Below are 14,697 nucleotides of genomic sequence, written 5' to 3'. Positions count from 1 at the left end.
GATCCGGCCCGACGCGGAATTCATAACGAGAAACGGCCGGCGGGGCGAACCCCGACCGGCCGTCGACGTGCACCTGTCGGCGCGACTACTTCTCGGAACGACTGCGCTTCAGCAGCTCCTGCACACTGATCTGGGCGTCGTCACCGGTCTCGTCCGAGCGGGCGTGCCGGTCGGACCGTGGGCGGCGACGGCCCGAGTCGGCGTCTGCGGATGGCGGGCCGGCGGGGCCGGTTCCCGGACGGGGAGTGGCCGCCGGGGTGGCGTCCGGACTCAGTCCACGCTCCATCGGAGACGGTCCGGAGGTCCGGCGACCACGGGTCGTCGGCGTCGAGTTCTCCGGCGATACGGACGCAGCCAGCGGTCGGCGCCCGGCGTCGTCAAGGCTCGGGCGTCGTCCCAGCGGGGACCGCGAACCCGCGTCACGCGCAGGTGCTTCGGTCGGCTGGGGCTCACGGACCGGCGCCGCAGCCGGGGGAGTGGTTCCCGTCGGGCGGTCTGCGCGCGGAGCCGGGTCGCCGAGGCGGATACCGCCCTCGCCGAGGCTCCACCCACCGGTGTCCGGGCGATCGCTCTTGGGGAGAGTCGACCGTCGGTACGGCGACGCCGGGCGACGCTCAGGACGGGATGCCTCGGCCGGCGCGCCGGACGGCTGGGCGGCGGGCGGTGCCGACGCACCGACACGGCCGGGGACCGCGCGACCGGGGGCGGGTACCGGGGGGACCGGACCCGGACCGCCGTTACGGACCGGCGGACCAGGCTGGCGCGTCTTCGCCAGCGGTGCGTTGGTCATCGGTGCATTCGGCTGCGGTGCACCGGGCTGGGGCGCATTGCCCTGGGGTGCGCCGGATGCGGGACGGGGAGGAACGGGCCGGCGACCATCCGGTCCCGGGGCCCCGCGGCGCGCGGGTGCGGCTCCGGCGGGCGCGGTGCGCGGCCGGGCCGCGGCCATGACCGAGGTCGGGGCCTCCGCGACCAGCGTGCCCGCACTCATCTTGCGTGCCGCGCGGGAGTCGCGCTGCTCGTCGGGCTCGTCCTCGAGGACGGCCTCGCCGAGACCGATCTTGCGCTGTACGGTCTGCATCCAGCGAGGCGCCCACCAGCAGTCGTCGCCGAGCAGCTTCATCACCGACGGCACGAGCAGCATGCGGATCACGGTGGCGTCGAGGATGAGCGCCGCGATCATGCCGTACGCGATGTACTTCATCATCACGATGTCGGACAGGCTGAACGCGCCCGTCACCACGACCAGGATGGCCGCCGCCGCGGTGATGATCCCGCCGGTGTGGGCGATGCCGCTCCGGATGGACTCGGTGGTGCTGGCGCCCCGTTGTCTGGCCTCTACCATTCTGGAGAGCAGGAACACCTCGTAGTCGGTCGAGAGACCGAAGATGATCGCGATGATCAGGACCAGGATCGCCGCGAACAGCGGACCCGGGGTGAAGTTCGCGAGACCCGCACCGTGGCCGTCGACGAAGATCCAGGTCAGGATGCCCAGCGTCGCGCCGAGACCGAGAGCGGTCATCAACGCCGCCTTGATCGGCAGGACCAGCGACCCGAACTGCAGGAACATCAGCAGGCCGGTGATGAGGACCAGCATGATCGCCATCAGGGGCAGCCGGTTCATCAGCGCGTCGATCGAATCCTGGGTGAGCGCAGGGGTGCCCGTCACGTACATGGTGAGGCCCTGGGTGTCGATCGCCCGGAGCTGGTCGATCGCCTTGGCCGCCTGGGTGCGGTCGACCAGGCCGGCCGAGACCTGGTAGACGCCCACGTTGGGGTACCGCTCGGCGTCGTAGGAACCGAAGCCGGCCTTGTCGGGGTCACTGAACTTGTTGGTGAAACCCGGGACCTGGTCGGCCTGGCGGGCGATGGCCTCGAGTTTGTTCTGATCTTCCTGGTTCGTCTCGTCGTAGACGATGACGAGCTTGACCGCCTCGGTGCGCTCACTGGGGAAGTACTCGTCGAACTTCTCCTGCGCCACACGTGCGGAGTTGTCCGGCGGCAGGAACTTCTCGCTGATGCCGCCGAACTGGATGCTGCCGAACGGGACCGTCAGGGCGAGCAGGAGGAGCACGGTCGGGATCGCCGTCTTCAGCGGGTTCTTCATCACCCACGTCGCGAGGCGGCCCCAGAAGCCGTTCTCGACTTCCTGGCTGGTCTTCATCCGGCCGGAGAAGCGGTTCTCCAGCGCGACGGCGCGCTCCTCGGTCGAGAAGCGGCGGACCAGCGGGATCGCGGTGTACTTGAGGATCGAGCCGATCGACAGCATGTTGACCCGTGGCCCGAGGATGCCCAGGATCGCCGGCAGCACGGTGATGGACAGGATCGCGGCGAGGGAGACCGAGGCGATGGCGCCGTAGGCCACCGACTTGAGGAATCCCTGCGGCATGATCAGCAGGCAGGCCAGCGCGGCGACGATGATGGTCGCCGAGAACACCACGGTCTGGCCCGCGGTCATCACGGTTCTTCGGACCGCGGCCTTCGTGGAATAGCCCTCGCCGAGTTCCTCTCGGAAGCGCGAGACGATGAACAGGCCGTAGTCGATCGCGATGCCGAGACCGATCAGCGTGACCACCGACTGCGCGAAGATGTTGAGCTCGGTGGTCAGCGCGAGGATCTTCATGATGCCCAGCGATCCCGCGATCGTCAGGCCGCCGATCAGGACCGGCAGACACGCCGCGACGACGCCCCCGAAGACGAAGAACAGCATGAGCGCGACGACCGGCAGCGCGATCACCTCGGCGCGCTTGATGTCCTTGTCCATGCCGTCGGCCATCGACCCGGAGACCGGCTGCAGGCCGGCGAGTTCGAAGGTGGCGCCGGGTATGTCGAAGCGTTCGGCGATGTCGTCGAAGAACGGTTCGATGGTGTTGTAGTTGGCCAGCACCGTGGTGTCGTCGTTGCCGGCGACACCGATGCTGATGAAGGCCTGACGTTTGTCCGGGGTGAACAGTCGCTCCTGGACTGCACTCTGTGCGGGCTGGACGAGGAACGGGTCGTAGAGCCCCGGGTCGGCGCGCCCGACGATGTCGGGGTGCGTGGCGATCAGGTCTTCGACGAAGGTCTCCACCTTCTTCCCGAACGCCGGGTCGTCGACCAGTGTGCCCTCCGGTGGTGTGACCAGCAGGATGACATCAGACGTGTGATCGCGGCCCAGGGCCTTGTCGGCGTAGCGGGCACCGAGATCGGATTCCGACGTGGGGTCGAACCAACCGCTCTGACTCAGATGCTTGCTGAGGTCGAGACCGTATAGTCCGAGTCCCGCCATCAGGGCGATCATCACCGCGATGACGAGGAAGCGCATTCGATACACGAATGTGCCGATTACTCGGAACACGCTGATGTCCTTTCTCGTGCGACGTGTCGGGCGCCGGCCGCGATCGGGGGTGTCGGGCCGTCGGTGCGCTCGGACGGGGCGCCGTGCCGGGGGGTGAACGGTGCCGGTCGCGATTCTGTCAGTTCTCCGTGAGATCTTGACAGTGTTGCCTGAGTGATCCCTGAGGTATCGGGGTCGGTGACGCCCTCAGTGAGCACCTCGGCGTCCTGCGACGAGGCACCGCGCGCCGGTCAGCGCAATAGCGCGCTGAGCGGCCGGAACGGTGTGAGCCAAGCGCCTTCGTCCGGGAGGGAATCCAGCCCGATGCGGGGCAATGGCTCCCGGAACACGCCCGGGATGTCCTCGAGGTCGATGAACTCCAGTTCCTCGGTGGTGAGGGCCCAACTGGCGTGTTCACGGAATCCGATGACGGTGACGGGCACCCCGTCGCCGGCCACTTCGAGGAGCGGCTCGCGGAATGCCTGACCGTCGGCGGACGCCACGATCACGCCGGCTAGTCCAACAGTGTGCCTGCGAAGTTCGATGTGGTCGAGCATGTCGGAGTCCACGTCGCTGTCCTCGGACAGCTTCGGCTTGGCGAAAACCGCAAAACCGACGTTGCGCAGGGCATCCACCCAGGGACGCACAACATCGGCGCTACCTGGCGCGATGTTGGTGAAGACGGTCGCCTCGGGCTCGACGCCGCCGACGTTCTCCGTGAGAGCTGACACATCTGCCGTGCGCTGCAGCAGCCAGCGGCCCAACGCGTCGAATCGGGGGCGATGCGCGGCGGTCGGACGGCCGCCGAGCAGGGCGCCGAGGCCCATGTCCATGTTGGGCGCATCCCAGACCAGCAGCATCCGGCGAGTACCGGTCTGGCCCGAGATGGTGTCCGCGAAGCCGGCGGTCGTTCCGGCCGGGGTGGTCTGGTCGGTCATGCCGGGCTCCCGTCAGGGGTGTCGCCGGACGCGGAAGCCGGCGGGATGGGCCGCGTGTACACGAATTCGCTGACGTACCGGCCTTCTCGTTCCGCCCGGCCCTCGAACTTCGTCGTCGGCCGTTCCAGCAGGATCGGGGATTCGCGGGTGAGCTGCACGACGTGGGGGCGGTCGGCGTCCTGGGTGGCGAGCTTCTCGGCGATCCACTCGGCGTAACCCGCGTGGTCGGTGGCGATGTGGAGCACGCCGCCGGGGACGAGACGGTCGGCGATCAGCTCCAGTGTGCCCGTCTGGACGAACCGGCGCTTGTGGTGACGCGACTTGGGCCAGGGGTCCGGGAAGAAGAGTCGGACGCCGGTGAGGCTCGACGACGGGATCAGTTCCCGCAGGACGATCGACGCGTCACCGCGGATCAGGCGCACGTTGGTCAGCCCGTTCCGGTCGACGAGACCGAGCAGCTGCGCCAGGCCCGGCTTGTAGACCTCGACCGCCACCACGTCGACGTCGGGCTCGGCCTCGGCCATCGCCGCGGTCGAGATGCCGGTGCCGCTGCCGATCTCGAGGACCTTCGGGTTGTCCCGGCCGAACATGGCGTTCAGATCGAGTTGAGGCTCGGGAATGCGCTCCGGACCGATCTCCAGGTCGCGACCGAGGACGGGCCAGAGGGTCTCCCAGTTGCGTTGCTGTCCGGTCGTCAAGGTCCCCCGGCGGAATCGGAAGCTCGTCACGCGGGGGTACAACCGTGACCTGTCGGCGCTGTTGTTCACCCGTCCATCGTTGCGCATGGTGGCCTTTCCGCGAAGTCGCGGGTGATCGTGTCCGTCAAGGGGGCGCGGATTCGTGGGGACAGAACGGGTCGTCGGCGGGGATGTGGAGGCCCGGAAGCCCATCGGGGCGAATCCGGATTAGTCTCGGGCCAGCCGCGGAACACGCGGGGTGTCGGGTGGGGAAGGGCTGTTGAGACGTGGGGGCGAACGTGCGGACACCGACAAACCCGCCACCCGGGTGGTGGCCGTCCCGGGATTCCGTCTCGTCGGCCGCTGACCAGGGGGGACTCGCCGACCTCGTCGAAGCGTCGTCGCCGCTGGTCCCAGTGCTCGCCGCGGCCGGACAGCGCTTTCTGCGTCCTCTACATGTGCAGGTGGTCGGCCGGCCGGGCGTCGGGCGCGACACGATGGCGCGCGCTCTGCGCGAGCGGCTCGCGCTGACCGTGACCGGTCCGGGTGAGGATTCCCGCGCTGCCGCCGACGCGGACCTCTGGCTGCACGTGCTGACCGGGCCGCCGCGCCGCGCCGACCGCGAACTGCTGAGCTCGCTGCCCGCCGACCGGGTCATCGTCGTTCTCGGCAAGGCCGACACCCATCCGGACTGGGAGGCCGCGGTCGATGTCGCCAAGCGGTCTTCGACGCAGCTCGGCCTTCCGGTGCACGCCGTCTCCCAGTTGCTCGCCTGTGCCGATCTCGACGCCGCGGAGTTCTCCGCCCTCACCCGGCTGGCCGCCGATCGACCGGAGATGCCGTCGATGGCCGGCCGGTTCCTCGTCGGTGCGCCGGGGTCGGAGGAGCGACTCCTGCGGCAGGGCCTGCTGCGCCGGATCGACGCGTACGGCATCAGTACTGCGCTGCGACTGATCGCGGAGGGATCGCCGGAGGCGGCCGACGCGGACGCTCTCAACCGCGCCCTGCACACCCGCAGCGGGGTTCCGCAGCTCGGCTCGGCGTTCGGTGACCGCGTGGGCCGGGTCCGATTCTGGCGCGAGGTCGAGATCCACGCCGAGCTGGAACGTGCCGCGGCCAGAGGCTGCGATCGGGAGAATGCCGAACGTCTGCTCGCGACCCGAGGTGCCCGATGAGTGTGCGGGTACTCGACGCAGCGCGAGAACTGACCGGATTCGACGCCGCGACCGTCGGGACCGGTTCCGGTGTCCTGGTCGTCGGGACCGAGGGGGTCGGCGTGCGCACCCTCGTCGACGCCGTGCGGGAACTGGCCCCCGATCTCGAAACCCACACCCGGAACATCGAGGCCGAAACCCTGCCCGGGGTCGCTCTGGTCGTCCTCGACCCCTCGTCGTCGGTGGGTGACGAGGAACTCCACCTCGTCGAGCGGGTGCGCGCGACGGTCGGGACCGTCGCGCTGGTCTGCACCAAGATCGACGCCTTCTGGGAATGGCCCCGGATCGTTCGCGCCCATCGCAAGACCCTTGATCCGTTCGCGACGATGCCGCTGTTCGGGGTGTCGGCGGCCGCTGCGCTCGGCGGCGCCGTCGAGGAGTCCGGGGTCGACGCACTGGTCGACTGGATGCGCGAGGCGCTGGAGGCCCCCGCCGCGATGCGCCTCGAGCGTGCCCGTCTCGCTGCGGGCACCGGGGCCGTCGAACATCTGCTGGACGAAGCAGACACCGGAACCGACACATCCGGAGCGCTGGACGAGTTGATGAGCGCGCGGCGACGGCTGCTGGCGTCGCGAGACCGCGGCCGGGCGGATCGACTCGCAGCCGTGCGCGCCGGCCTGACCCGAGCCCGCGCGCAGTCCTCGGCCGAACTCCGGTCGCGTGTCCGTGAACTCGCGGCTCTGGCAGCGGACAACGCGCCGGACAACATTGCCGAGCATGAGTCGTGGCTCCTCAGTCGCTGGGGTGACCTCGCCGACGGCATCCGTCGGGACGCCGACGAGCGCATCGACGAGGTCGCGGCCACCGTGTTGGTCGGCCTCGACCCCGAGCCGTCCCCACCCGAGCCGTGGACGGAGACCCCGCTGCCCGCCGACGGCCCGGGTGATCGGCGGCGGCGCCGGGGCGCCGAAGATGCGCTGCTCGTCGTCATCGGCGCCTCGACCGGGCTGGGCGTCGGGCGACTCGTCGTCGCGCCGATGGCGTCGGTGCAGACCCTGCAGTGGATCAGCATGCCGCTGACCCTGCTGCTGGGGATCGGCGTCGCGGTCTGGGTGATCCGGGTCCGGCGGGGCGCGCTGGAGCGCGCCGATCGCACCGCCCGCAGCACCGAACGTCTCGCGGTCGCCCGCTCCGCACTCGACCATCAGCTCGGTTTGCGGTTCGCCGCGTCCGAGACCCGGATCGCGGGGCAGATCGCCCGAGCCCACGAACGCCGCGCACGTCGCACCGGCGAACAGGTCGCCCAGATCGACGGCGAGATCCGACGCCTGCGCAGCGGCGCGGTGAACCAGGACGAGCGTGTTCGGCGAGACCGCGCGCAAGTCGTGCACCGCGAGCTCCGCGCCCGTTCCGAGCAGTTGTGGGCGGATGGCGACGGCAAGAACGCCCCGAGTGCCAACGATCAGGTCGGCTCCGGCGAGGACGGGACAGGGTGAACGAGATGGATTCGATCTTCGACGGCGAGCACGCAGGGGGCGATCCGTTCGACGCGGGCCGGCCCGACGCGGGGGCCCTGCCGGGCGGGTCGTTCGAGACCGCGGATCTCCCCGACGCCGGCGCCGGATACGACCCGCACGTCGACTCGGTCGCCGCGGTGCACGCCGAATCGGCTTCCGACGATTTGGACGACCACCTGTGGATGCACGAGGACGGCCGTATCTGGGATCTCGGTCCGGCGGAGGTCGACACCGACAACGACGGGGTGAACGACTCGCTCACCCGGAACGGTCCGGACGGGTTCACCGTGTACACCGACAGCGACCGGGACGGCCAGGTCGACAAGATCACCGAGATCGGCGCCGACGGCGGCTTCAGCTCGGCCGTGCTCGACCCGGAGACCGGCGAGTGGATTCCCGGCGGCTCGGGGCGTATCGGCTGAGCAGGCCGAGGATCGGTCAACGGCCGTCTTCCAGGGACTTTGGTCCCTGATCGCCTCGGTGTGGGATAAGCCGCAGTCGCCCACCCCCACACCTAGCGTCCGCTCGGTGCACGTATCCTGGACACCTAGACGACTGACCGGTGACCATTCCAGCAGGTCACACGCTCGCCAGGAGGCCCCAACGATGACCGCAGCCACCATCCCCGGACTGGACCCGAGCAGCGCGCCGACCAACCACCAGGGTCTGTTGGCCTGGGTTACCGAGATCGCGGAACTGACGCAGCCCGATCGGGTCGTGTGGTCCGACGGCAGCGACGAGGAGTGGGAACGCCTCACCGACGACCTGGTGAAGGCCGGCACCCTCGTGAAGCTCAATGAGGAGAAGAAGCCGAACTCTTTCCTCGCCAGCTCCGATCCCGCCGACGTCGCGCGTGTCGAGTCGCGGACCTACATCTGCTCGGAGTCCGAAGAGGACGCCGGCCCGACGAACAACTGGGTCGAGCCCGCCGAGATGCGTGCCACCATGACCGAGCTGTACCGCGGCTCGATGCGCGGCCGCACGATGTTCGTCATCCCGTTCTGCATGGGTCCGCTCGACTCCGACGACCCGAAGCTGGGTGTCGAGATCACCGACTCCGAGTACGTCGTCCTGTCGATGAAGATCATGACCCGCGTCGGCCCGCGCGTCCTCGAGATCCTCGGTGAGGACGGCTTCTTCGTGAAGGCGCTGCACTCGGTGGGTGCGCCGCTCGAGCCGGGTCAGGCCGACGTGCCGTGGCCGTGCAACACCGAGAAGTACATCACCCATTTCCCCGAGACCCGCGAGATCTGGTCCTTCGGTTCGGGTTACGGCGGAAACGCCCTGCTCGGCAAAAAGTGCTATGCCCTCCGTATCGCCTCGGTCATCGCCCGCGACGAGGGCTGGATGGCCGAGCACATGCTGATCCTCAAGCTCACCAGCCCGGCGAACAAGGTCTACTACGTCGCCGCGGCGTTCCCGAGTGCCTGTGGCAAGACGAATCTCGCGATGCTGCAGCCCACCATCCCCGGCTGGAAGGCCGAGACCGTCGGCGACGACATCGCCTGGATGCGCTTCGGCGAGGACGGCCGTCTCTACGCGATCAACCCGGAGTTCGGTTTCTTCGGTGTCGCGCCCGGCACCAGCTACGACTCGAACCCGAACGCGATGAAGACCATCGAGGCCGGAAACACCCTGTACACCAACGTCGCTCGTACCGACGACGGTGACATCTGGTGGGAGGGCATCGACGGCGAGGCCCCCGCTCACCTGACCGACTGGCTCGGCAACGACTGGACTCCCGAGTCCGGAAGCAATGCGGCGCACCCGAACTCGCGTTACTGCACCCCGATCTCGCAGTGCCCGTCGCTGGCCGACGAGTGGGATGACCCGCAGGGTGTGCCGATCTCGGCGATCCTGTTCGGTGGCCGTCGCAAGACCACCGTCCCGCTGGTGACCGAGGCCCGCGACTGGCAGACCGGCGTCTTCATGGGCGCCACCGTCGGCTCGGAGCAGACCGCTGCGGCCGAGGGCAAGGTCGGCACCGTGCGTCGCGACCCGATGGCAATGCTGCCGTTCATGGGCTACCACGTCGGTGACTACCTGCAGCACTGGGTGAACATCGGCAAGAACGCCGACGAGTCCAAGCTGCCGAAGGTGTTCTACGTCAACTGGTTCCGTCGTGGCGACGACAAGCGCTTCCTGTGGCCCGGATTCGGCGAGAACAGCCGCGTGCTGAAGTGGATCATCGGCCGCATCGAGGGTGAGGCCGAGGGTGTCGAGACGCCGATCGGTATCGTTGCCAAGCCGGAGGACATCGACGTGTCCGGCCTCGACGTGCCCGCTGAGGACGTCGCCGAGGCACTGGCGTTCAAGGCCGACGAGTGGCGCGAGGAGATCCCGTCGATCGAGGAGCTCTTCGATTTCATCGGCCCGAAACTGCCGACCTCGCTGCGCGACGAGCTGGAAGGCCTCAAGCAGCGTCTGGCCTGATCCGACCGGTCTGGTAGTTCGGGCTGAGGCTGATGTGACGGTTGAGGTATCGTGCCCCTCATGAAGCTACGTTTGTGGGGGGCCACGATAGCCGGTGCCTGTGTACTCGGGTTGTCCTCTCCACTCGCAGTTCAACCAGCCACGGCCGCACCGGCTTCCGGTGCCGGCGTCAGCGCGTATTACACCGATACGACGACGCTCGGCGACTTCGTCCCGACGTTCAACCGGATCACCGGCCTGGACCGGACCGGCAACGGTCAGTACGCGCTGATCGCCGAGGACGTGCTCCCCGCACGGTTCTTCACCGCTCGGATCGGATACTCCTCGGAGACCGCATCATTCGTGGGTCGTCCGGCACTCGACGGCGGCGGTACCGTTCTCGGACCGTGGTTCGTGCCGCTGCTGCCCGGCGGCGCGCAGTTCGAGGGCATTCGGAAGACCAACGGCGGTTACACCGTCGTCAGCGGTGGCAACAACCAGTTCATCCGCCAGATCGGCCCGCTGGGCCAGTTCACCCGCGACCTCCCGCTGCCGGCCGCCTGGCGTCCGTCGTCCAAGTCGGGCGTCGCCGGCCAGCGTGGGCTCACCGGCCTCGCGGTCGGTCCCCAGGGCCAGGTCTCGGTGCTGACCGCGGGCGGACTCAAGCAAGACGGCCGCATCTCGGCGCGTCTGCTCAACTTCGGCAAACCCAACCGCGAGTTCGTCTATCGCACCGACGCCAACAAGGTCGCGGCCGACGTGCTGGCCATCAACTCCACCGACTTCCTCGTCCTCGAGCGTGGTGCGGGCAAGCTGACCAACATCTTCTGGACCACCGTCCGCGGCGCGACGTCGGTGGCCGGCGTGAAGAAGCTCTCCGGCAAGGAGAAGGCGATGCCGAAGCGTCGCATCTTCTCCACGACCGGCACGCCGCACCTCGTCACCGGCGACATGTCGGGTCTCGCCTGGGGCAACTGGCATCCCGACACCCCGTTCGCCAAGGCGCGCAGTCGCACGCTGCTCGTCGTCTCTCAGAACGCCGGGTCGCCCACCCGCGTCCACTCGTTCGAGGTCCAGCTGCCCAAGTAGCGTCCTCCGCGAACTCGGGGCCACCCGGGGAGCGGATGGGCAGGTGTGACAATTCCCGCCTCAGGGTGGTGTCAGGGGGTTACCTGATAGCCATTCGGCGGCGGATTTGGCACCGTTGAGGGCATGACGACGACTGATGCGGCCGCCCGCGATGCCGGAGCGCCGAAACACGGAGTGGCTGCGGGTGCGGAGAACCTGTCCAAGCGGTACGGCACGGGCGACACCGCCGTCGAGGCATTGAAGAGCGTTTCGATCCAGTTCCGCGAGGGCGAGTTCACCGCCATCATGGGTCCGTCGGGGTCGGGCAAGTCGACGCTGATGCACTGCCTCGCCGGCCTGGACGTCGCGAGCGACGGCCGCGTCCACATCGGCGACACCGATCTCACCGAATTGTCCGACAAGGCGATGACGATGCTCCGCCGCGACCGCATCGGGTTCGTCTTCCAGGCGTTCAACCTGGTGCCGACGCTCACCGCGAAGGAGAACATCACCCTTCCGGTCGACATCGCCGGCCGTACCGTCGACACCGAGTGGTTCGACGCCGTCACCGAACGCCTCGGCATCACCGATCGCCTGGGGCACCTGCCGAGCGAGCTCTCCGGCGGTCAGCAGCAGCGAGTGGCGTGTGCCCGCGCTCTGATCGGCAAGCCGGCCATCATCTTCGGCGACGAGCCCACCGGCAACCTCGACTCGCGGTCCTCGGGTGAGGTCCTGTCGATCCTGCGTGCCGCCACCGACGAGTTCGGCCAGACCGTCGTGATCGTGACCCACGATCCGCGCGCGGCGTCGTACGCCGACCGTGTGGTGTTCCTGGCCGACGGCCAGATCGTGCAGGAACTCGCCCGCCCGAGTGCCGACGACGTCTTCGAGGTGATGAAGAACCTCGATGGGGTCCACCACACCGACGCCTCGTCCCAGTCGGCTCCCGCCGAGACCTCCAAAGCCCTCTGAGCCGTGGCGTCTTCATCGGTGATGCGCCGGGTTTCGCTGCGAAACCTGCGGGCGCACAAGCTACGTCTGTTCCTCACCCTCTTCTCGATCGTCCTCGGCACGTCCTTCGTCGTCGGTTCGATCGTGTTCACCAATTCCGTCTCGAAGGCCTTCACCGACATCTTCGACAATGCCGCGCAGGGCGTGGCGGTCGAGGTGACGCCCGCTGATCGGCAGTCGCCGGGCGTTCCGCTCTGGGTGGTCGACCAGCTGCGTGAGCAGCGCACCGCACTCGGCATCGACAAGCTCGTCGTCAACAACAGCGGGTTGGTCACCGTCGCCGACTCCGACGGCAAGGCCATCCAGACGGGTGGCGCGCCGAGCGTCGGCACCACCTACATCCCGGAGAACGAGGCGCTCGATCCCGACGAGTCCCGGGTTCTGCCAGGTGGTCGCGGGCCGGCCAACGCCGGTGAGATCGCCCTGAACTCCTCGGCGGCCGAGGAGGCCGGGCTGACGGTCGGGTCGAAGACCAAGGTCGTCATCGGCCAGGGCAATTCCACCCCGCTCGACGTCACCGTTGTCGGACTGATCGACCTGCCCGCCTCGACCGGCGGGTACGTCAACGCACAGTTCGACGCGGCGACCGCGTCGAACCTCTTCACCGACGGGCGCCACGTCGGGCTCGTCGACATGTCGGCCGTTGACGGGATGTCCCCGAAGCAATTGCAGGAGCGGGTGCGCACTTTCCTCGGCGCCGACGCCGATCTGTACGAGGTGCGGACCGGCGATCAGGTTCGGGAGGACCAGAAGGAACAGGTCAACGAGTTCCTGCAGATCTTCCAGTACATCCTGCTCGCGTTCGCGGCGATCGGTCTGGTCGTCGGCACGTTCATCATCTACAACACCTTCTCGATGATCGTCGCGCAGCGTAACCGCGAGTTCGCGCTGCTGCGGGCGGTCGGGGCGAGCCAGCGACAGGTATCCCGATCGGTGCTGTTCGAGGCGTTCGTCGTCGGTGTGCTCGGCGGTGCGTTGGGTCTGGGCATCGGTATCGGCCTCGCTGCCGTGCTCAAGGCCGTCATCAGTGCGACGTCGGGACTGCCCGAGGGCGAGCTGACGATCGGGGTGGGTGCGGTGCTCGCGGGCATCCTGGTCGGCGTCGTCGTCACGATGATCAGTGCCTGGGTGCCCGCCGCCCGTGCTGCACGGGTGCCGCCGGTCGAGGCGATGCGCGCGTCGGCGGCCGAGGGATCGGCATCCCTGCGCAATCGCACCATCATCGGCGTGGTCATCGGCCTGGCCTCGATCGTCGCGATCGTGATCGGCGCGACGGACGAGGGCTCCGGGCCGGCACTGACGGTCGGTGCGGGCGCGGCCGGTGCGGTGCTGGCCGCGGTGCTGGTGGGTCCGGCGGCTTCACGTCCGTTCGTGGGGGTGCTCGGCCGCGCGATCGGTGCGCCGTTCGGCACGATCGGACGCCTCGCGCGCACGAATGCTGTTCGTAATCCCCGACGTTCGGCTGCGACGGCATTCGCACTGACGCTCGGACTGATGCTGGTGGCGATCATCGGCACGCTCGGCCAGTCGTTCAAGGGCACGGTCGACGATGCCGTCGACTCCGGTATCACCGCCGACTACATCCTCTCGGGCACCAACCAGGGGCCGCTGCCGCCCACCGTGGGTCCCTCGGTGGAGAAGGTGCCGGGCGTCGGTGAGGTGGTCTCGTTCGGTGTCGTCCAGGCGAAGGTCGACGACCAGCCGGTGCAGGGATTCTCCGCGCTCGGTGGACCGCTGAACGACGTCACGGTGATGGACATGGAGGACGGCGCGTCGTCGGCGCTGCCGGCCGACGGGATGCTGATCAGTCACCGCACCGCCATGACGAAGGGTTGGGAGCGTGGTCAGGTCCTGAATTTCACCTCACCCACCGGTGAGCAGGTCCAGGTCCCGATCGCCGGCATCTATGCCGACAACGAGGCCCTCCAGCCGTGGGTCGTCGGCCCGGCGGTCTACGAGCGCCTGGTCCCGCCCCCGGCGCGTTTCGACGTCACGGTCTTCGTGAAGGCCGAGGCCGGCGCCGACCTGGAGACCCTGCGGACCGGGCTCGAGGACGCGACCGCCGGGTTCCTGACCGTCCAGGTCAAGGACCGCGACCAGTTCAAGGGTCAGATCTCCGCGCAGATCGACCAGATGCTGGCCACGCTCTACGCGATGCTCGGCCTGGCGCTGCTGATCGCGGTGCTCGGCATCATCAACACCTTGGCGTTGTCGGTGGTGGAGCGTAAGCGCGAGATCGGTATGTTGCGTGCGATCGGCATGGTCCGGGGTCAGGTGCGTCGGTCGATCTACCTGGAATCCGTGCTGATCTCGATCTTCGGCGCCGTGGTCGGCGTGATCCTCGGAACGCTGATCGGTGTGGCCCTGGTGCGCACGCTCGCGGCGTGGGGGCTGGGCGCGCCGGTGATTCCGTGGTCGCTGATCGTGATCACGCTGGTCGCCTCGGCGGTGGTCGGCGTGCTCGCGGCGCTGTGGCCGGCGGTCCGTGCCGCCCGGACGGGGCCTCTCGAGGCGATCGCCGACCTCTGATGTCCCGCTCCTGATCTGTGCCGGCGCGGCCCGGGTTGTGCCCGGGCCGCGTGGTCACAGACCGATATCAGGAAC

10 protein-coding genes are annotated in these 14,697 nt (G+C 68.7%); 7 read left to right on the top strand and 3 right to left on the bottom strand.

Annotated features, from left to right (window positions below):
• Positions 1–85 precede the first annotated feature (85 nt).
• The 3 genes from RVF83_RS04280 to trmB all read right to left on the bottom strand — a co-directional run bounded on the left by RVF83_RS04280 (position 86) and on the right by trmB (position 5,039).
• Positions 86–3,337: an MMPL family transporter gene (locus tag RVF83_RS04280; protein ID WP_005196451.1), complete on the bottom strand. Its 3,252-nt coding sequence runs from the start codon at positions 3,335–3,337 to the stop codon at positions 86–88.
• Between the two features lie 230 nt (positions 3,338–3,567).
• Complete coding sequence (locus tag RVF83_RS04275) at positions 3,568–4,254, bottom strand: NYN domain-containing protein (protein ID WP_005196452.1); 687 nt, start codon at positions 4,252–4,254, stop codon at positions 3,568–3,570.
• The gene (gene trmB / locus RVF83_RS04270; RefSeq protein WP_005196453.1) at positions 4,251–5,039 is read right to left on the bottom strand and encodes a tRNA (guanosine(46)-N7)-methyltransferase TrmB; all 789 of its coding nucleotides are present in this window, start codon (positions 5,037–5,039) and stop codon (positions 4,251–4,253) included. Before trmB ends, RVF83_RS04275 begins: the two co-directional genes overlap by 4 nt.
• Positions 5,040–5,230: 191 nt before the next feature.
• Between trmB and RVF83_RS04265 the strand changes: the two genes are divergently transcribed.
• The 7 genes from RVF83_RS04265 (at position 5,231) to RVF83_RS04235 (ending at position 14,622) form a co-directional block, all read left to right on the top strand.
• Entirely contained in the window at positions 5,231–6,106 is an 876-nt protein-coding gene (locus RVF83_RS04265; protein WP_244971726.1) for a hypothetical protein, read from the top strand.
• On the top strand, positions 6,103–7,581 hold the full coding sequence (locus RVF83_RS04260; protein WP_005196455.1) for a hypothetical protein: 1,479 nt from the start codon (positions 6,103–6,105) through the stop codon (positions 7,579–7,581). Before RVF83_RS04265 ends, RVF83_RS04260 begins: the two co-directional genes overlap by 4 nt.
• Positions 7,578–8,024: a DUF6802 family protein gene (locus RVF83_RS04255; protein WP_005196456.1), complete on the top strand. Its 447-nt coding sequence runs from the start codon at positions 7,578–7,580 to the stop codon at positions 8,022–8,024. Before RVF83_RS04260 ends, RVF83_RS04255 begins: the two co-directional genes overlap by 4 nt.
• A gap of 184 nt (positions 8,025–8,208) precedes the next feature.
• Positions 8,209–10,035: a phosphoenolpyruvate carboxykinase (GTP) gene (locus RVF83_RS04250; protein ID WP_005196457.1), complete on the top strand. Its 1,827-nt coding sequence runs from the start codon at positions 8,209–8,211 to the stop codon at positions 10,033–10,035.
• A gap of 60 nt (positions 10,036–10,095) precedes the next feature.
• Positions 10,096–11,103, top strand: coding sequence for an esterase-like activity of phytase family protein (locus tag RVF83_RS04245; protein WP_039880154.1), 1,008 nt, complete (start codon positions 10,096–10,098; stop codon positions 11,101–11,103).
• Positions 11,104–11,226: 123 nt separating this feature from the next.
• Positions 11,227–12,054, top strand: coding sequence for an ABC transporter ATP-binding protein (locus RVF83_RS04240; protein WP_005196461.1), 828 nt, complete (start codon positions 11,227–11,229; stop codon positions 12,052–12,054).
• A 21-nt stretch (positions 12,055–12,075) separates the two neighbouring features.
• The gene (locus RVF83_RS04235; RefSeq protein WP_005196463.1) at positions 12,076–14,622 is read left to right on the top strand and encodes an ABC transporter permease; all 2,547 of its coding nucleotides are present in this window, start codon (positions 12,076–12,078) and stop codon (positions 14,620–14,622) included.
• Positions 14,623–14,697: the final 75 nt, after the last annotated feature.

It is taken from the genome of Gordonia rubripertincta, assembly GCF_038024875.1.
In the GTDB taxonomy this organism is placed as follows: domain Bacteria; phylum Actinomycetota; class Actinomycetes; order Mycobacteriales; family Mycobacteriaceae; genus Gordonia; species Gordonia rubripertincta.
Note: the sequence above shows the minus strand (reverse complement) of the source record. Positions and strands in the feature narration are given on the sequence as shown.